Below are 16,988 nucleotides of genomic sequence, written 5' to 3'. Positions count from 1 at the left end.
ATACAGCAAGCTATTCAAAATGAGAAATACAAAATTATTTGTATCAACGATACGGATGAAGATGGGAAATTCTCTGAATATGATCAAAAAATACATCAAGCATTTCAATCTAAATTCCCTGATAAATCAAGTTTTGAATTGTAAATTTGCAGATTAATAGAAATATGTTTAGAAGTAGAAAATAATGAAAGTTCTAAAAAATTACGCATATAATCTCTCATATCAATTATTGGTTATTATTCTACCAATAATAACCACACCTTATGTTACTAGAGTCTTTAGCTCAGATGATTTGGGGATATATGGCTATTTTAATTCTATTGTTACCTATTTCATCTTGTTAGCGACTTTAGGGGTTGCTAACTATGGGACTAAGGAGATTTCAGGTAACCGAAAGGAAATCAAAAAAAATTTCTGGGGTATATACACCCTACAATTTGGTGCAGCATTATTATCGATTCTCTTATATATTCTCTTGTGCATGGGGATCTCTACAATGCAAAATCCAGTGGCGTATATATTGGGATTGAGTTTGGTTTCTAAAGGCCTAGATATTTCATGGCTGTTTCAAGGGTTAGAAGATTTTCGTAAGATTACGGCAAGGAATATCACAGTGAAGCTTGTTGGTGTAAGTGCTATTTTCTTGTTTATAAAATCAGCGAGTGATTTATACTTGTATGTTTTTCTTCTAACAGCATTTGAATTGTTAGGTCAGTTAAGTATGTGGGTCCCAGCTCGTGAATTTATTGGAAAACCACATTTTGATTTAGGATACGCCAAACATCATTTGAAGCCTATTATTTTGCTATTCTTACCGCAGATTGCTATCTCGCTTTATGTGACTTTAGATCGTACAATGTTAGGAGCGCTAGCTTCTACAAGAGATGTGGGAATTTATGATCAAGCTTTGAAATTGGTGAATATTTTATTGACCTTAGTAACTTCACTAGGGAGTGTCATGTTGCCACGAGTATCTAGTCTATTATCAAAGGGTGATCATAAAGCTGTGAACAAGATGCATGAGCTAGCTTTCTTGATTTATAATTTAGTTATTTTTCCAATTATAGCTGGAATCTTAATTGTCAATGATGATTTTGTTCAATTTTTCCTTGGGAAGGACTTTCAAGATGCACGCTATGCAATTTCTATTATGATTTTCCGCATGTTCTTTATCGGTTGGACCAATATTATGGGAATTCAAATTTTGATTCCACACAATAAAAATAAGGAATTTATGGTTTCAACAACTGTGCCTGCGATTCTCAGTGTTGGTTTGAACTTGTTATTTCTCCCTAAGCTTGGTTATATAGGGGCAGCGATTGTCTCAGTGTTGACAGAAGCTCTTGTATGGGGAATCCAATTATTTTTCACCCGCGTATATCTAAAAGAAGTTCCTATTATTGGATCTATGACAAAAATTGTCCTAGCATCCGCTATTATGTATGGCATTTTGCTAGGTTCAAAAACATTTATACATTTTTCGCCGACTATAAATGTTCTAGCATTTGCAGTGCTTGGTGGAATCATTTATCTTTTTGAAATTTTATCTATGAAAGTAATAGATGTGAAAGAATTAAAACAAATCATAAAAAGTAATGGAGTGTAATATGTACGACTATCTAATCGTTGGAGCTGGTTTGTCTGGAGCAATCTTCGCACACGAAGCTACAAAACGTGGTAAAAAAGTAAAAGTGATTGATAAACGTGATCACATAGGTGGGAACATCTACTGTGAGAATGTTGCAGATATCAATGTTCATAAATATGGTGCCCATATCTTTCATACCTCTAATAAAGAAGTCTGGGACTATGTCAATCAATTCGCTGAGTTTAACAACTATATCAACTCACCTGTCGCAAACTACAAAGGAAGTCTTTATAATCTTCCTTTCAATATGAACACCTTCTATGCTATGTGGGGCACAAAAACTCCACAGGAAGTGAAGGATAAGATTGCTGAGCAGACAGCTGATATGAAGGATGTTGAGCCGAAAAATCTGGAAGAACAAGCTATCAAGTTGATTGGTCCGGATATCTATGAAAAGTTGATCAAGGGTTATACTGAAAAGCAGTGGGGCCGCTCAGCGACAGAACTGCCTCCATTTATCATTAAACGCCTTCCAGTTCGTCTAACATTTGATAATAACTATTTTAATGACCGTTACCAAGGAATTCCTATTGGTGGTTATAATGTGATTATTGAAAACATGCTTAAAGACGTAGAAGTTGAACTTGGAGTAGATTTCTTTGCTCACCGTGAAGAGTTGGAAGCATCTGCTAAGAAAGTTGTCTTCACAGGAATGATCGACCAATATTTTGACTACAAACACGGAGAGTTAGAATACCGTAGCCTTCGATTTGAACATGAGACTTTGGACGAGGAAAATTATCAAGGGAATGCTGTAGTGAACTATACAGAGCGTGAGATTCCTTATACTCGTATTATCGAACATAAGCATTTCGAATATGGAACGCAACCAAAGACAGTTATCACGCGTGAATATCCGGCTGACTGGAAACGTGGGGATGAACCCTACTATCCGATTAACGATGAGAAAAATAATACTATGTTTGCTAAGTACCAAGAGGAAGCTTCAAAGAATGATAAGGTTATCTTCTGTGGACGTTTAGCGGACTATAAATATTATGATATGCATGTGGTTATTGAGCGAGCACTTAATGTAGTAGAAAAAGAGTTTGGTAGCTAAAGATTTGATGTTAAAATGAGGAAATACTTCTTTTCCTCATTTTATTAATCTTAATAGGAGATAGAGAAAGAAATGAATGCTTATAGTCAACAGAATCCTAAACGTATCGAATGGATAGATTTTGGGAAAGGTTTAACAGTTTTAATGGTTGTCTTTGGACATGTTGTTTTAGGGTTATTTGAATCTAAACGATTTGAGGATAGCAATCAATGGTTATTATTTGTGACGCAGGTTTTTTATTTGTTCCATATTCCGGTATTCTATGCCTTGTCAGGATTTTTCTTTAAACCAGTTGCGGACTTGAAGAGCTATGTGAAATTTGTAAAACAAAAAACAATTATCTTAGGAATTCCGTATTTGTTTTATTCAATTGTACAGTTTATCCTTCAAAAAATAGGTGGTGCAACGGTAAGAAATGCAGCTTCTTTTTGGGATTTAGTAAATATCTATCAAACACCACTTGGTGTATCCTGGTATCTCTATGTTCTTTGGTGGATTTACCTAGTCGTTGCCTTCCTTTCTATTTGGATAAAATCCTACCGTCATTTATTTATCATTAGCATTGTTGCTTATTTTATTTCTATTTTTACACCTGTAAATATCTATGTGGTGCAGAAAATTTTACTCTGGGCTTTCTTCTTTTTATTAGGTTCTTGGCTTAAACACTCGGGTATTTGGAAGCGGCTAGTAAATAGATGGAAATTGGTTAGCTGTATTACAATTATTTCTATTGCGGTGTTCTTAATATGTTGGCAATTAACTTCTCCGACTTTCTATGTTTCTTATGACAGACCAGGGGTTAAAGGGTTTATTTTTCCATTTTCTGTAATTTTAGCTATGGCTTCTTATCCGATTTTGAATACGGTAAAAGGTTTTGGCGAATATTTCCGAAAGATAGGAAAAGATAGTTTAGTAATTTATCTGTTACATGCCCCAATAGTTTCTGTAACTAGAATAACTTTATTGAAGTTAGGTGTTGGGAATGTCTTCCTTCATGTAATTTTGGGACTCTTAATGGGTTGGTTTGGTTCGATTATCATACTTTATGTAGCTAAAAAAATACCTTATGGAGATTTTGTATTTTACCCAATGAAATATTTAAAAAAACAAAAATAGAGAATAATGTAGTGTAATATAGATTCTATCAATAATTTTGCGTAAACACTTAAGTAGAGCTGAGGAATGTTAATTAATAGGCTTTCCAGCGTGCCAGAACATTGCCCAATTCCTCTATATATTCGATATTCGTTAACTTTGCCTGAATTGTAATCTTCAAACAAGGTCACCAAATAATGCTCCAGAGTTTTCTCATTAGGGGAAAATCTTCTTCGTTTGGTATTTGATTTCCTTGTTGAGTGATTCAATGAGATTGGTTGAGTAGATACTAAACCAAATCTGATGGGGCAACTGATAAAGAGTTAAAAGAACGTCCATTAACTCTAGATTCTCCCTTGCTTTCCCGTATTTGGGTTTCCATTCGATGATAAAGGTATCTAGGGCTTATTCTGCCTCTTTCGGCGTATTCAAACGATAAATCCTCTTATACTGTATCAGAATAACTGCTTTATCGGTTCGTTTCACTTTACTAGCTAGATTGCGACTGACATGAATCAACCGATACTGTTACTTGGCTAATGGATAGGCCTTCCTATAATCTGGTCAAGTCCCTTAAATCCATTTATCGCCACAGGGGAAACTAGCTAGCTCCCGTATTTGTGAATCTTATCCAGAAGATCTGACTAAGAAGCATTGTTTTTATTTGGGGCAATCTCGTAACCTAGAATAGTTTTCGGTCCTTATGGTGTGGTTACAAGTGCCATCTTTACTGATATTTTCTCGTCTTAATGGAAGGTAAGTTCCGTCAAGAAATAAGACAGATAATTAGCTTCTAATGTTCGGTCATGAAAAACAGCCACATTCTCCTTAGTTGCTTTTGAGATGTTGGAAATCGTGGTTGGACTATAGTGATGACCGTACATGCGCTTTAGGATATCGCTGATCTCCCAAGTCGTTATCCCTATCTGATAAAATTTAATAATTATATTTTATAAATAATCATCAGGCTGTCCATAAGCTGGTATTAAAGCTGGACTAAAATTCCCATTTCGATCTCTAGGGATGGTCAGATGAATCTTGCCATATTTAGTTTTAAAATTTTTTTGAATAAGCTCCATTGCGACTGCTACCGATATTATAAACTTCTCATCATAAAGTTCATATCTCAAAAGGTGGATGATTCTGCTTGAAGTAGATCATTCATAGCTGTTTCAATGGAAGAACAGAAAAATTCGCTGATATTTTGTTTTTGGGCTAGGGAGTGAAGCGACCCTGTGGTAAACGGGGACATAGGAATAAATTTCTTTCTAGTAATATTTCACTATAACGGATTTATTCCTTTTTACCCTATTGTACTATATGAATAAATAAGTTGAAAAGAATCAAAAAAATGATATAATTAATATTGATTATACATAAAATTTCTAGGAGACTATAAACTAATGGATAAGAAAATTAAAACAGCATTGGTGTCAACTACGGCGGCTTTAATGGCATTCTCTGCTCACCAAGTAAGTGCGGCTGAAACAAGCAATCAACTAGTTGGTAACGAGGCTACAGAATCAGAATCTTTTAAGCCAGTTACTGATAAGCAAGTTTCAGATGCTGAGAAAAAAGTAACAGAGACTAAAGAAATAATCGAGCAAAAAGAAATTAGCTTAAAGCAGGCAGAAGCTGATGCAAAACAAGCGATAGAGAATGAAAAAGCTGCGGCGGAGATAGCAAAAGAAGCAACTCCAGCAAACATCCAAAAAGCTAAAGTTGATGCTACGAAAGCTAGTATTGATACTGATATCGCTAAGGCTGATATAAATGCAAAAAAAGCTACTCGAGATGCTCTTGCTAAAGATGTAGCAACAAAACAATCAGAAATCGAAAAAGCGAATGCAGGTGTACAAGCTGCTACTAAAAAAGTACAAGACTTAGAAAATGGAGTTCCTTCTCTAGTTGCAGCTGAAGAGGCTAAAGCAAAAGCTGCTATTGAAAGAGCAAAAGCTGAAAAAGCAAAAGAAGTTGCGGAGAAAGCAAAAGATACAGCTAAAGCAGCTGATGAAGCTGCAGCTAAGAATCTGGCTGTTAAAGAAAACGATTTAACTATAAAAAAACAAACTTTAGCAGATAAAGAAAAAGCGCTTAAAGATCTTGGAGAAAAGCCACAAGCATACAATTTCTCTGATGTTAAATTTAACTTAGGAGCTGATTTTGCAGCTGCATTAAATAAACGTGCTGAATTAATGGGTGAAAATGATCCAAATAACACTGGTGATGGACGTGCCAACGAACTTAGCACAAGAAACCAAGCTGAAGTAACTGCTAATGCTGAAAAATTAAAACAATTAGCAAAAACTAATATGGCTAAAAATACCTACACTAATACAACTGACACACGTAAAGTTGATATTTGGAACTTAACAGCTGATCAGAAGAGAGAAATTAACTTATTCGGTCTTCACATTGTTAACCAAATCCGTGAACAACTAGGAAACCCTAAAGTTAAAACAACTGTAGGTATGGAAAAATTCGCTAACGAAGCTGCTGATGCTCGTAACAAAAAATATGCAAAAGTAAAAGAAACTTATGCTAAACCTGACTACGCTGGAATTAATGCTGCAGCAAAAGCAAATGGTTTGTCGTACAAAACTGGTGAGAATCAAAACCAAAGTGATATAATTTTTGCAAATGCTAAAACATGGCAAAATACGGAAGATAATAAAACATTAATTCCTGCTACTAAAGGTCAAATACCTAAGTCTATCGAAGAAGTTATGAAAGAAAACACTCGTAGACCTATTATGACAATGGGACAATTAAAAGAGTATATCTTCGAGGCATATAATAGTAAAATGTTCACTAACAACGAAGATTATACTGGTGCAAATTCTCACCGTGCATGGGAAAATGCACTATCTATTGGTGGAAGTATCGCTTTCCGTAAAGATGGGACAGGAAACAAACTAGGGCGTAAAGCTTCTGAATACAATGCAACAAGTGTTACTGCATCTGTTAAATTTAATCCAAATCCTGTTTATAGTAATGGATATAAGGCTTATAGATACTTTAACAACCTTGAAATCTTTGTCCACAACTTCCAAACAGCTGGAGAAAATAAAGAACCTGGACAAGATACAAATAGTATTGTAACTGATCCAACTAAATTCAATGCAACTGAAATCAAAAATGATCCAACAGCTGCAAAAGAATATAGTGCGAAAAAGCAAGCAGCTGAAAAAGCAGTTAATGATGCTAAAGCTGATGTTACTAAAGCACAAAACAACTTAGAGACTGCGAAGCAATACAAGGCACAATTACCAGCTGCTGAAAAAGCTCTTACTGATGCAACTAATAAACTTACAGTTGCTGAAAAAGCTCTTACTGACGCTGAAGCTAAATTAAACAACTTACGTCAAGATGCGACTAATAGAGCTGACGAGCTTAATAAGGCTAAAGCAGCGTTAGCAACTGCTAAGCAGGCTGCTGAAAAAGCGAAGGCGACTCTTACTGTTGCTCAAACTAAATTAGCTAAAGCTGAAAAAGATGTTCAGGCTACTGCTTCTCTAGTGATGACTAAAGTAGCTGCTAAAGATCAAGCAGAAGAATTAGTACGTTCTCTTGAAAATGCAGCAAAAGCATTGGAACTTGCTAAAGTAGCTAAAAAAAATGCGGATGCCAAGGTTGAAGAACTTCATAAATCCTTAGCTGAGAAACAAACTGAGCTAGTTAAATTTGAAGAAGAGTATAAAAAACTTCTAAAACAATATATTTCTACTTTGACTCAACCTGAAAATCCTGAATTAAATTTTTATGAAGAAGTTAAAGAAGAAGACATCAAGTTTAATATTGTGGAAGAATTAGACTCATCACTTAAAGAAGGCGAGCGTGTTGTTAAACTTAAAGGTATAAATGGTCGTAAAAAAGTTAAGACTATAGTCTTTAAATCTTCTGGAGAAGAAGTTGGTCGTATAGTTGATAGTGAAGAGGTATTAGAGAAACCTGTTGACGAAATCATTCTGGTAGGTACCAAGAAAGAGAATTTACCAGTTCAACCAGTTGTTCCTAGAGATGATATTAAAGGCAAAACTAATCAAGCAGTTTCAAAATCTCAAGTAGTTTATATGGCACCGAAAGTAAATCAACTGGCTGTTAATAAAGGGAGCAACCAAAAACTTCCTACGACAGGTATGAAAAATTCAAAATTATCAATTGTATTTGCGATTATTGCAGCAACTACTTCTTTAGGATTAATAGCAAGAAAAAAAGAAGAAAAATGATTTTTGTGGCTCTTTGTCAACTGTAGTGGGTTGAAGTCAGCTAAGCTCGAGAAAGGACAAATTTCGTCCTTTCTTTTTTGATGTTTAGAGCGATAAAAATACGCTTTTTGAAATTTTCAAAGTTCCGAAAACCCAAGGCATTGCGTTTGATGAGTTTAATGAGATTATTGGTTGCTTCTAGTTTGGCGTTGGAAAGGGCGTTGATAATTTTATCTTTGTTCTTAAGAAAAGTCTTAAAAACAGTTTGAAAGATAGGATTTATACAAGAAATTGTATCTTCAATGAGTCCAAAGAAATGTTCAGATTGTTTCTCTTGAAAATGAAAAAGCAAGAGTTGGTAGATTTCATAATGTTCTCTGAATTCTTGAGAGTAAGAGAGCAGCTTTTCCAGAATCTCTTTGTTTGTCAAATGCGTACGAAAAGTCGGACGATAAAAGCGTTTATGACTTAGTTTGCGACTATCTTGTTGGATGAGTTTCCAGTAGCGTTTCAGTGCCTTATACTCGTGCGATTTTCGATCCAATTGATTCATGATTTGAACACGAACACGGCTCATAGCACGGCTGAGATGTTGTTGAAAAGGCAACAGTTTGCTGTACAAAATTTATAAAGTGTATTGATTTAACTCATTAACCTCATTGTCATGGGTGTTTGATAATTAAGATTGTCATGAAACCGGTGAATATTTCACTAGTGGACATAATTTCTTGTCTTAATTAATAGTTAATTATTTTTAAGCTTGAATACTCTCTTGATTGAGTAATTCAAGCTTGAAAGCATGTTAAGTACTTGCAGCTAAAGCATTGTCGTAGGGACAATCAGATTGGTTCAGTGAATGAGCAATATTGAAAGATTGAAGTATTTCATCAATTGAAGCATTGTCAAACTCTTTTGTCCTACCAGAATTAAAGAGATAGACCTCAGTTAAAGCATAAGGAATGCTCCGTAAAGCTTCTTTGATTAAGTCATTTGTCTTGGGCTAGCCATCGGATAACTCTATAATTTCTAGGTTATAGAGATAGATGATAAAATAGACATAGATTCAACGTATCCCAACTCGGACATAAGTCAAATCAGTTACCAACACTTCTAAGGACTTGTAGTTGTCGAATTCTCTGTCTACATGATTGGAGCTGGAGTTTCATTTTTTCTTTTTTAATGGGTGTTGAAACTTGCTTTCTGATACGCTTAGATCAAGTTTAATCTCTTCATGATTCGATGGATTAGACGTCGTGAAAGCTAAATTTCTTGTTTTTTAGGAATCTACACATGGTAGAAATGCTGTATCATCCTTGTTAGCAGTTATTTTTCTCCTTTTTGCCAACATCACTGTTGCTTGTTTTTAGGATATCAATCTGCATTTTAAGTTCTTTATTACCCTTTCTATGAGTAATGAATTCTCACTGTTCATCCGTAAAATTATTAATAGTTTTAAATGAATTAGTAGTTCTGGCTTGTTTGACTCAATTATAGAAAGTTAAAGGGGTAAGATCATATTCCATAATAACGTTACTATCCTTTTTCCCAGTAGTATAAAGGGAAATGATCTATTGTTTGAAGTCATCTGCAAAAATGCGACGTGGTTTTCTAAACATAAAATTTTCTTATTCCTTTAATGTAGAACCCTTTATAATTTTTGTTTAGTTTAGTGTAAACTATTCAAGTTGAGTTTTAAATTTAGAGTATTAAATCGTAAANGATTATCAAAGGCTTACCCCCTAACCCCCAAATGTCAAAAATATTCCCTGAAATGTCATTTTCTAGTGACTACCCCTACCTTTTAGCTCTTAAATGAGACAAGTTAAGATTCTTGCCCCTAATCCTCTTCTTTTTGCGTTAAACTAGTGTTAAAGCAAAAAGATTGGAGCTATAATGGAAATTCAAGAAATTTATAAACGATTCAGCGATTACTATGGAGAGCTTGAGGCTGAGTATGCTCATTGTCAAAAGGCTAGCACGGAGTGGGAAAGCCTGCATCTGCGCTATCTGATTTACTATTTGATGCGCTATGATATCGGGGAGATGAAGTTTTTTAATGCCTATCATTATCGGGCGGCTTACCGCTGGTATTTGCAGTCCTTGATGCTGAGCTCGGCCTGATATTTAGAGAGTGGGACAGAAATCGGTAATTCGTTAGAATTCGATTTCGTCGTCCCACCTCTGCACAGTTGAGTAGGGCTGTAAAAGCTGATGAAATCAGCGTAGTAGAGCCCACTCAACCACTGCGTCTTGCTCGACATTCCAAAGACAATTGAGAGGCTAGGACTTTTGTCCCAGACTCTTTTTTATTCCCTTGGGAGGATAATTTATGATAAAATATAAGTAATATGGAGGTTGGCAAAATGGAGAAAAGATCTGAAATCAAGCGACAAGCAGCAGTAAGTAATCGTACTTTTATCCTTGTCTTGCTGGGAGCGGTATTTGTATCAGCGGCAGCAATTTTATTCTTCCAAAGCATTATGGGGATGCCTAAGGGAAGCGGTAGGAATGCTGCTAAAGATGCTCCCAAGTCCTCTTCGGTTGCAGGAAAGAAGGATGACTCGAAAACGGTTCGCATTATGGCTAATGGCGACCTTTTGTACCACGATGGGCTTTATATGAGCGCTCAAAAGGCCGATGGTAGCTATGATTTTTCGGAAAATTTCACCTATGTCAAGGACTGGCTCCAGCAAGGTGACTTGGTCTTAGGGGATTTTGAAGGAACCATTCGCTCGGACTATCCTTTGGGAGGCTATCCGCTTTTCAATGCTCCGGAGGCTGTTGTCCCCGCCATCAAAGATGCTGGCTACCAAGTGGTGGACCTGGCCCATAATCACATCCTAGACTCAGGGCTTGAGGGAGTCTTTACGACTGCCAAAGCCTTTGAAAATCACGGGATTAGCCCAGTCGGCGTCTATACTCACAAAAATAGGGATAAAGCGCCCATTCTGATCAAAGAGGTAAAAGGTATCAAGATTGCTATTTTGGCTTATTCTTATGGCTTTAATGGCTTGGAGTCCAATCTCAGTCAGAAGGAGATGGATCATCACCTATCCACCTTTGATGAGGATAAGATGAAGGCGGAGATTAAGCAGGCGGAGAAAGAAGCGGACATCACAGTAGTCATGCCACAGACGGGGATCGAATATCAGCTGGAGCCAAATGAGGAGCAGGTTGAGCTTTATCATAAGATGGTGGACTGGGGAGCGGACATCATTTTTGGTGGGCATCCGCACGTGGTGCAACCTTCAGAAATTCTTGAAAAAGATGGGCAGAAGAAGTTGATTATCTATTCCATGGGGAATTTTATCTCCAATCAGCGGATTGAAACCATGGCTGGTGTGGATACGGCTGAGTGGACCGAGCGTGGAGTCTTGATGGATGTGACCATTGAAAAGACGGATAAGGGGACCATTATCAAAAAAGCTCAGGCACATCCAAGCTGGGTCAGCCGTGTGGAAAAGGGAACTTATTCACCAGAGGGTTATCCGCTTTATACTTATCAAACCCTTATCTTAGAAGACTTCATTGAGGGGGGAAAATATCGCAATCAGCTGGATCAGGCGACCAAAGATCGGATTGATACGGCCTATAAGGAAATGAAAGAGCATGTGCATCTGAATTGGAATTAAGCACAGAAAAGGACACTTCCTTTTGTTTCTTTGCTTTTTTTTGTTGAAAAACGAACTATTATAGAGCCTACGAGCAAAATAGTTTCATTATCAAAGAATTTTATATATAATATAGGATACAAAAGGGGACAGGTATGTACAGCGTAATAGAAATGTATGGCGATTATGAGCCCTGGTGGTTTTTAGATGGTTGGGAGGATGATATCATTGAAAAAAGGTATTTCGATGATTATTACACCGCTCTCAAATACTATAAACACCGCTGGTTAGAGATGTCTGAAGCATCGCCACTTTATAAAAGTCGCAGTGATCTGATGACGATTTTCTGGGATCCGACCGATCAACGTTGGTGTGAGGAGTGCAATGAAGATATTCAGCAATACCACTCCCTGCTTTTGTTAGAAAATGAAAGTAAGGTCCCCAAGAGCAAGTATCGTCCAGGCTACCGTAAGCAAAATGCTACTGAAAAACACCGTATTTGCAAAATTAAAGTGCGGGCTAGGTAGGATAAAAGTCAAAGAATGGAGAAAATTTCTTCATTCTTTTTTTATTTTTCCTCATTTTGTGCGAATAGTAAGGTGAGGAGGACTTATGGTTCAAAAAATTGCAAAGGAAATGATTCAATTGGCCAGGCAGGAAGCGGCCCAAGATATCTATCTGATTCCCAAGAGCTCCTGCTATGAGCTTTATATGCGGGTGGGAGATGAGCGGCGCTTCATTCAGACCTATGACTTTGATTTATTATCGGCAGTCATCAGCCATTTTAAGTTTGTCTCAGGCATGAATGTCGGGGAGAAGAGGCGCAGCCAGCTAGGTTCCTGCGATTATGATTGTGGAGATGTGACGGTCTCGCTCCGTCTGTCAACCGTCGGCGATTACCGTGGCTATGAGAGCTTGGTGATTCGACTTTTACACGATGAGGAGCGTGAGCTGCGTTTCTGGTTTGACAATCTGCCTGATCTTCGTAAAAAAGTAAATTCTCGCGGCCTTTATCTCTTTTCAGGACCAGTTGGTAGTGGAAAGACGACGCTGATGCACCAGCTGGCTCAGATGAGATTTGGCCAACAACAGGTCATGTCTATCGAAGACCCTGTGGAAATCAAGCAGGAAAACATGCTCCAGCTTCAGCTGAATGAAACGATCGGGATGACCTATGACAGCCTCATCAAGCTGTCTCTGCGCCACAGGCCGGATCTCTTGATTATCGGGGAAATCCGCGACCAAGAAACGGCCCGAGCGGTGGTAAGGGCTAGTTTGACAGGGGCTACGGTCTTTTCAACTATTCATGCTAAGAGCATTCGCGGAGTGTATGAGCGCCTGCTAGAGCTGGGTGTCAGTGAGGATGAGCTGCGCATGGTGTTACAGGGCGTTTGTTATCAGCGCTTAATCGGGGGAGGAGGTGTGATCGACTTTGTCAACCAAGACTATCAACAGCACGAAGCCAGTCTCTGGAACCAGCAGATTGACCAGCTTTTTGCAGATGGACATATCACAGCTGATCAAAGGCAGGCGGAAAAAATTATCTACGCCTAAGCAAAAGAAGATTATCGAGCTGTTCCGCAACCTCTTTACCAGCGGTTTTCATCTGGCGGAGATTGTTGATTTCCTACGGCGGAGTGCCCTTTTAGAGGAGGCCTATGTCGCGGAAATGCGTTCGGGTCTGGCTGCGGGTCAGTCATTTTCCCAGATTATGAAGCGTTTGGGCTTTTCCGATAATGTGGTCACCCAGCTATCTTTGTCTGAGTTGCACGGAAATCTAAATCTTAGTTTGGGTAAAATCGAAGATTATCTGGAAAATCTATCCAAGGTCCGTAAGAAATTGATTGAGGTGGGGACTTATCCCTTGATGCTGCTTGGGTTTTTAGTACTGATTATGCTAGGCTTGCGCAGCTACCTTCTGCCTCAGCTGGACAGTCAAAATATGGCCACTCAGTTCATTCATTATCTACCGCAGATCTTTCTGGGAGGCGTTCTGGTGAATTGTTTGCTGATTTGCGGTGGCTGGTTCTATTATCGCAAGAGCTCTAAGATGAGATTTTTCAGCCGTTTGGCTAAGTTTCCTTTTGTTGGCGCCTTAGTGCGGGCCTATCTGACGGCCTACTATGCGCGTGAATGGGGCAATATGATTGGGCAAGGGCTGGAATTAAGCCAGATCTTTCTCATCATGCAGGACCAACCTTCTCAGCTCTTTCAGGAGCTAGGACGAGACTTGGAGACGGCTCTAGGCGCAGGTCAGGGCTATGCCGAGAAGGTTGGCACCTACCCCTTCTTTAAGAAAGAGCTGGCCTTAATCATTGAATACGGCGAGGTCAAGTCTAAGTTGGGTGACGAATTGGAGCTGTATGCTGAAAAGACTTGGGAAGAGTTTTTCCTGAGAATCAATCGTGCCATGAATTTGATTCAGCCTCTCGTCTTTGTCTTTGTCGCCCTTGTTATCGTTTTACTTTATGCAGCCATGTTGCTGCCAATTTATCAGAATATGGAGATTCAATTATGAAAAAATTAAAAACTTTGAAGGTTAAAGCCTTTACTTTGGTGGAAATGTTAGTCGTCCTTCTCATCATCAGCGTCTTGATGCTCTTGTTTGTCCCGAATTTGACTAAGCAGAAGGATGCTGTTTCAGATACGGGCAATGCGGCCGTAGTCAAGGTCGTAGAAAGTCAGGCTGAGCTTTATGAATTGAAGAATGTTAATGAAAAAGCCACTCTAGGGAAATTGGTTGCTGATGGTCGGATTACCGAGAAGCAGGTGGCATCCTATAAGGCTTACTATGGAAAAAACAGCAGTGAAGCTCGTGCAGTTGCGGATTAAGGCTTTTACACTACTGGAAAGTCTCCTGGCTTTATTTGTGGTCAGTTTCATTTTATTAGGTTTATCTGGCTCTGTTCAGGCTGGTTTCAATCAAGTGCAGGAGCAGCTGTTTTTCCTAGAATTTGAGCATCTTTATCAGGAGAGTCAAAAGCTAAGTGTGGCTGGACATGAAAAGATTAAATTGACCATTTCGGAGCGCAATATCTCCAACGGCTACCAGCAAGTAGAATTTCCCAAGACCTTGCAGGAACATGCTCCTCAGACCATTCAGTTTGATCAGGCTGGCGGGAATTCTTCGCTCAGCAAAATTGTTTTTCAAACGGAGGATAAAAAGGTTGTTTACCAGCTTTATATGGGCAATGGAAAATTTAAAAAGACGACGAATGGAGGCTAGCATTTTGCTGGAGGCTCTGGTGGCAATGGCGGTTTTTGCGGCTATTGCCAGCCTCCTGCTTGGCCAGATTAGTCAGTCGCGGCAGGAGCAGACTCGTTTATTGCAGGAGGAGGAAGTCCTACGGGTTGCTCGGATGGCCATGCAGACGGGACAGGAAAATCTGACAGTCAACGGCATCACAGTCCGCCAGATCAAGACCGACCAGCAATTAACCATCTACCACCAAGAGGAGAAGGTGCTCAGTGTTAAAAAACGTTAAAATCAAAGCTTTTACACTTTTGGAGACTCTAGTCGCCCTGCTGGTCTTGAGCGGTGGCATATTAGTCTTTCAGTCGATGACCAAGCTTCTGGCTTTTGAACTGCGACATCAACAGGAAAATAAGCAGCAGGAATGGCTCTTATTTGTCGATCAGTTGGAGACGGAGCTATCGCGCAGCCAATTTGATCGAGTCGAAAACGATAAAATCTATGTCAAACAGGATGGCAAACATATAGCTTTGGGCAAATCTCGGAGTGATGATTTTCGCAAGACGGATGCTTCGGGACGTGGCTATCAACCCATGATCTATGGACTTAAAGCTGCTCCGATCAGTCGGGAGGGAGACCTTGTTCGCTTTCGCTTCCGGTTTGAAAATAATTTAGAAAGAGAGTACATCTATCGTGTTCAAGATAAAAGTTAAGGCAGGCATCTTGCTTTATGCCCTCTTTATGGCAGCTGTCTTTAGCTTGCTCTTGCAGTTTTATCTGAATCGGCAGGTGGCCAATCAGCGTCTCTTTCAAGCCAATCGGGAGCGGGCAGAAGCCTATGCCTTGGCTGTTTTGACCAAGGAGACTGCCACAGAGGAGAACGGGCAGTTAGCCTTTGACAAAGGGAGCACCCATTATCGCAGGCAGGGAAATATGCTGGAAGTCAGCAGCCAACTTGCCAATCAGAAGAGTTATTCTTTCTATTTTGAGAGCAAAAAGGAGCCAGAGAAGAAGGACAAAGAAGCTAAAGACTCCAAAGATACTAAAAAAAGTAAAGCGCCCTCTCCTTCAACTGACAAGAGAAGCGACTAATATAAATGTAAAAGATTTGTAATCCGATAGCCCTTGGAAAGAGGGCTTCTTTTTGGTATCATAAGACAACGGAGGATGCCATGAAATTTGAAAAAATAGAACGAGCTTTTCATCTACTTTTAGAAAACGTGCAAAATATCCAAAATGTGCTGGGAACTAATTTCTATGATGCCTTGATTGAGCAGAATGGGATTTATCTGGACGGAGATACAGAATTACAAGAAATTCTGAAAAATAATGAGAAACTCCGTGCCCTGCATTTGACCAAGGAAGAGTGGCGTCGGGCTTATCAGTTTATTTTTATGAAGGCTTCTCAGACAGAGCCGCTACAAGCCAATCATCAGTTCACACCTGATTCGGTCGGCTTCTTGCTGAGTTTTTTGATCGACCAGTTGGCCCAAGACGAGAGAGTTGATTTGCTGGAGATCGGCAGTGGAACAGGCAATTTGGCGGAGACTCTGCTTAACCACACACAAAAAAACATGGATTATCTGGGTCTAGAAATTGACGATTTGCTGATTGATTTGTCTGCCAGCATTGCCGAAGTTATGAATTCTAAGGCACACTTTGCTCAAGGAGATGCGGTGCGACCTCAGGTTCTGAAAGAAAGCGACTTGATTGTCAGTGATTTGCCAGTGGGCTATTATCCAGATGATGCCGTGGCGGCTCGTTATGAGGTTGCCAGTCCAGAGGAGCATACTTATGCTCATCATCTCTTGATGGAACAATCGTTAAAATATTTAAAACCGGGGGGCTATGCTATCTTTCTCGCCCCAAATAATCTGCTGACGAGCCCACAAAGTCACCTGCTGAAAAAATGGCTACTGTCTAGCGCTCAGCTCTTGGCAATGATTTCCCTGCCAGAAAAGATTTTCGCGAGCCGGCAGAATGCTAAGACGATATTTGTCCTGAGAAAACAAGGCGAATCAGACATTCAGCCGTTTATCTACCCTTTGCAGGACTTGCAAAGTCAGGATGAAATCTTAAAGTTTCGTGAAAGTTTTCAAAACTGGGTCAAAGTTAGTGAAATTCGAACAAATTTCTGATATAATAGTTTGAAAACGCTTAAAGAGGTGACGAG

At 39.0% G+C, this 16,988-nt stretch carries 16 protein-coding genes and 3 pseudogenes; 16 read left to right on the top strand and 3 right to left on the bottom strand.

Annotated features, from left to right (window positions below; all coding sequences use genetic code 11):
• From D8872_RS02345 to D8872_RS02330, 4 genes are all read left to right on the top strand, one after another.
• Positions 1–144, top strand: a complete 144-nt coding sequence (locus D8872_RS02345; protein ID WP_312023910.1) for a hypothetical protein — start codon at positions 1–3, stop codon at positions 142–144.
• Positions 145–184: 40 nt separating this feature from the next.
• Complete coding sequence (locus D8872_RS02340) at positions 185–1,606, top strand: flippase (protein ID WP_125389797.1); 1,422 nt, start codon at positions 185–187, stop codon at positions 1,604–1,606.
• A gap of 1 nt (position 1,607) precedes the next feature.
• The gene (gene glf / locus D8872_RS02335) at positions 1,608–2,708 is read left to right on the top strand and encodes a UDP-galactopyranose mutase (RefSeq protein WP_125389796.1); all 1,101 of its coding nucleotides are present in this window, start codon (positions 1,608–1,610) and stop codon (positions 2,706–2,708) included.
• Between the two features lie 72 nt (positions 2,709–2,780).
• Positions 2,781–3,824 (top strand): acyltransferase family protein, encoded by a 1,044-nt coding sequence (locus D8872_RS02330; RefSeq protein ID WP_125389795.1) that lies wholly within the window; start codon positions 2,781–2,783, stop codon positions 3,822–3,824.
• A 71-nt stretch (positions 3,825–3,895) separates the two neighbouring features.
• Here D8872_RS02330 and D8872_RS02325 read toward each other — a convergent pair.
• Positions 3,896–5,055, bottom strand: a pseudogene (locus D8872_RS02325) (IS256 family transposase); the annotation flags it as partial.
• A 151-nt stretch (positions 5,056–5,206) separates the two neighbouring features.
• Here D8872_RS02325 and D8872_RS02320 point away from each other — a divergent pair.
• Positions 5,207–8,032 carry an SEC10/PgrA surface exclusion domain-containing protein gene (locus tag D8872_RS02320; protein ID WP_125389794.1) on the top strand — a complete coding sequence of 942 codons (2,826 nt, stop codon included), beginning with the start codon at positions 5,207–5,209 and terminating at the stop codon, positions 8,030–8,032.
• Between the two features lie 40 nt (positions 8,033–8,072).
• On the opposite strand, the pseudogene D8872_RS02315 reads toward D8872_RS02320, so the two are convergent.
• Positions 8,073–8,606: pseudogene (locus tag D8872_RS02315) on the bottom strand (transposase); the annotation flags it as partial.
• Between the two features lie 47 nt (positions 8,607–8,653).
• Positions 8,654–9,579: pseudogene (locus D8872_RS02310) on the bottom strand (transposase family protein).
• Positions 9,580–9,904: 325 nt separating this feature from the next.
• Between D8872_RS02310 and comW the strand changes: the two are divergent.
• The 11 genes from comW (at position 9,905) to D8872_RS02250 (ending at position 16,953) form a co-directional block, all read left to right on the top strand.
• Positions 9,905–10,132, top strand: coding sequence for a sigma(X)-activator ComW (gene comW / locus D8872_RS02305; protein ID WP_125389793.1), 228 nt, complete (start codon positions 9,905–9,907; stop codon positions 10,130–10,132).
• Between the two features lie 242 nt (positions 10,133–10,374).
• Positions 10,375–11,643 carry a CapA family protein gene (locus tag D8872_RS02295; protein ID WP_125389792.1) on the top strand — a complete coding sequence of 423 codons (1,269 nt, stop codon included), beginning with the start codon at positions 10,375–10,377 and terminating at the stop codon, positions 11,641–11,643.
• Positions 11,644–11,777: 134 nt separating this feature from the next.
• On the top strand, positions 11,778–12,149 hold the full coding sequence (locus D8872_RS02290) for a DUF1033 family protein (RefSeq protein ID WP_125389791.1): 372 nt from the start codon (positions 11,778–11,780) through the stop codon (positions 12,147–12,149).
• 85 nt (positions 12,150–12,234) lie between these two features.
• The gene (gene comGA, locus D8872_RS02285; RefSeq protein WP_125389790.1) at positions 12,235–13,176 is read left to right on the top strand and encodes a competence type IV pilus ATPase ComGA; all 942 of its coding nucleotides are present in this window, start codon (positions 12,235–12,237) and stop codon (positions 13,174–13,176) included.
• Positions 13,124–14,140 (top strand): competence type IV pilus assembly protein ComGB, encoded by a 1,017-nt coding sequence (gene comGB / locus D8872_RS02280; protein ID WP_125389789.1) that lies wholly within the window; start codon positions 13,124–13,126, stop codon positions 14,138–14,140. The genes comGA and comGB overlap by 53 nt, the downstream gene beginning before the upstream one ends.
• On the top strand, positions 14,137–14,454 hold the full coding sequence (gene comGC, locus D8872_RS02275; RefSeq protein ID WP_125389788.1) for a competence type IV pilus major pilin ComGC: 318 nt from the start codon (positions 14,137–14,139) through the stop codon (positions 14,452–14,454). Before comGB ends, comGC begins: the two co-directional genes overlap by 4 nt.
• Positions 14,414–14,848: a competence type IV pilus minor pilin ComGD gene (comGD, locus tag D8872_RS02270; protein WP_125389787.1), complete on the top strand. Its 435-nt coding sequence runs from the start codon at positions 14,414–14,416 to the stop codon at positions 14,846–14,848. Before comGC ends, comGD begins: the two co-directional genes overlap by 41 nt.
• Positions 14,814–15,107, top strand: a complete 294-nt coding sequence (gene comGE / locus D8872_RS02265; RefSeq protein ID WP_185761366.1) for a competence type IV pilus minor pilin ComGE — start codon at positions 14,814–14,816, stop codon at positions 15,105–15,107. Before comGD ends, comGE begins: the two co-directional genes overlap by 35 nt.
• Positions 15,091–15,528 carry a competence type IV pilus minor pilin ComGF gene (comGF, locus tag D8872_RS02260; RefSeq protein ID WP_125389785.1) on the top strand — a complete coding sequence of 146 codons (438 nt, stop codon included), beginning with the start codon at positions 15,091–15,093 and terminating at the stop codon, positions 15,526–15,528. Before comGE ends, comGF begins: the two co-directional genes overlap by 17 nt.
• Positions 15,509–15,907, top strand: a complete 399-nt coding sequence (gene comGG / locus D8872_RS02255; protein ID WP_125389784.1) for a competence type IV pilus minor pilin ComGG — start codon at positions 15,509–15,511, stop codon at positions 15,905–15,907. Before comGF ends, comGG begins: the two co-directional genes overlap by 20 nt.
• Before the next feature lie 80 nt (positions 15,908–15,987).
• A complete protein-coding gene (locus D8872_RS02250) occupies positions 15,988–16,953 on the top strand; it encodes a class I SAM-dependent methyltransferase (protein ID WP_125389783.1) in 966 nt (321 codons plus the stop codon).
• The last annotated feature ends 35 nt before the right edge of the window (positions 16,954–16,988 follow it).

Source organism: Streptococcus cristatus, from assembly GCF_003943815.1.
GTDB classification, from domain to species: domain Bacteria; phylum Bacillota; class Bacilli; order Lactobacillales; family Streptococcaceae; genus Streptococcus; species Streptococcus cristatus_F.
This window is presented reverse-complemented; position numbering and strand designations above follow the sequence as displayed.

Excerpts from the sequence above, each read along its gene's own strand:
- D8872_RS02340 (WP_125389797.1), top strand. The coding sequence starts at position 185 with ATGAAAGTTCTAAAAAATTACGCATATAATCTCTCATATCAATTATTG.
- glf (WP_125389796.1), top strand. The coding sequence starts at position 1,608 with ATGTACGACTATCTAATCGTTGGAGCTGGTTTGTCTGGAGCAATCTTC.
- D8872_RS02330 (WP_125389795.1), top strand. The coding sequence starts at position 2,781 with ATGAATGCTTATAGTCAACAGAATCCTAAACGTATCGAATGGATAGAT.
- D8872_RS02320 (WP_125389794.1), top strand. The coding sequence starts at position 5,207 with ATGGATAAGAAAATTAAAACAGCATTGGTGTCAACTACGGCGGCTTTA.
- comW (WP_125389793.1), top strand. The coding sequence starts at position 9,905 with ATGGAAATTCAAGAAATTTATAAACGATTCAGCGATTACTATGGAGAG.
- D8872_RS02295 (WP_125389792.1), top strand. The coding sequence starts at position 10,375 with ATGGAGAAAAGATCTGAAATCAAGCGACAAGCAGCAGTAAGTAATCGT.
- D8872_RS02290 (WP_125389791.1), top strand. The coding sequence starts at position 11,778 with ATGTACAGCGTAATAGAAATGTATGGCGATTATGAGCCCTGGTGGTTT.
- comGA (WP_125389790.1), top strand. The coding sequence starts at position 12,235 with ATGGTTCAAAAAATTGCAAAGGAAATGATTCAATTGGCCAGGCAGGAA.
- comGB (WP_125389789.1), top strand. The coding sequence starts at position 13,124 with ATGGACATATCACAGCTGATCAAAGGCAGGCGGAAAAAATTATCTACG.
- comGC (WP_125389788.1), top strand. The coding sequence starts at position 14,137 with ATGAAAAAATTAAAAACTTTGAAGGTTAAAGCCTTTACTTTGGTGGAA.
- comGD (WP_125389787.1), top strand. The coding sequence starts at position 14,414 with ATGGAAAAAACAGCAGTGAAGCTCGTGCAGTTGCGGATTAAGGCTTTT.
- comGE (WP_185761366.1), top strand. The coding sequence starts at position 14,814 with ATGGAAAATTTAAAAAGACGACGAATGGAGGCTAGCATTTTGCTGGAG.
- D8872_RS02250 (WP_125389783.1), top strand. The coding sequence starts at position 15,988 with ATGAAATTTGAAAAAATAGAACGAGCTTTTCATCTACTTTTAGAAAAC.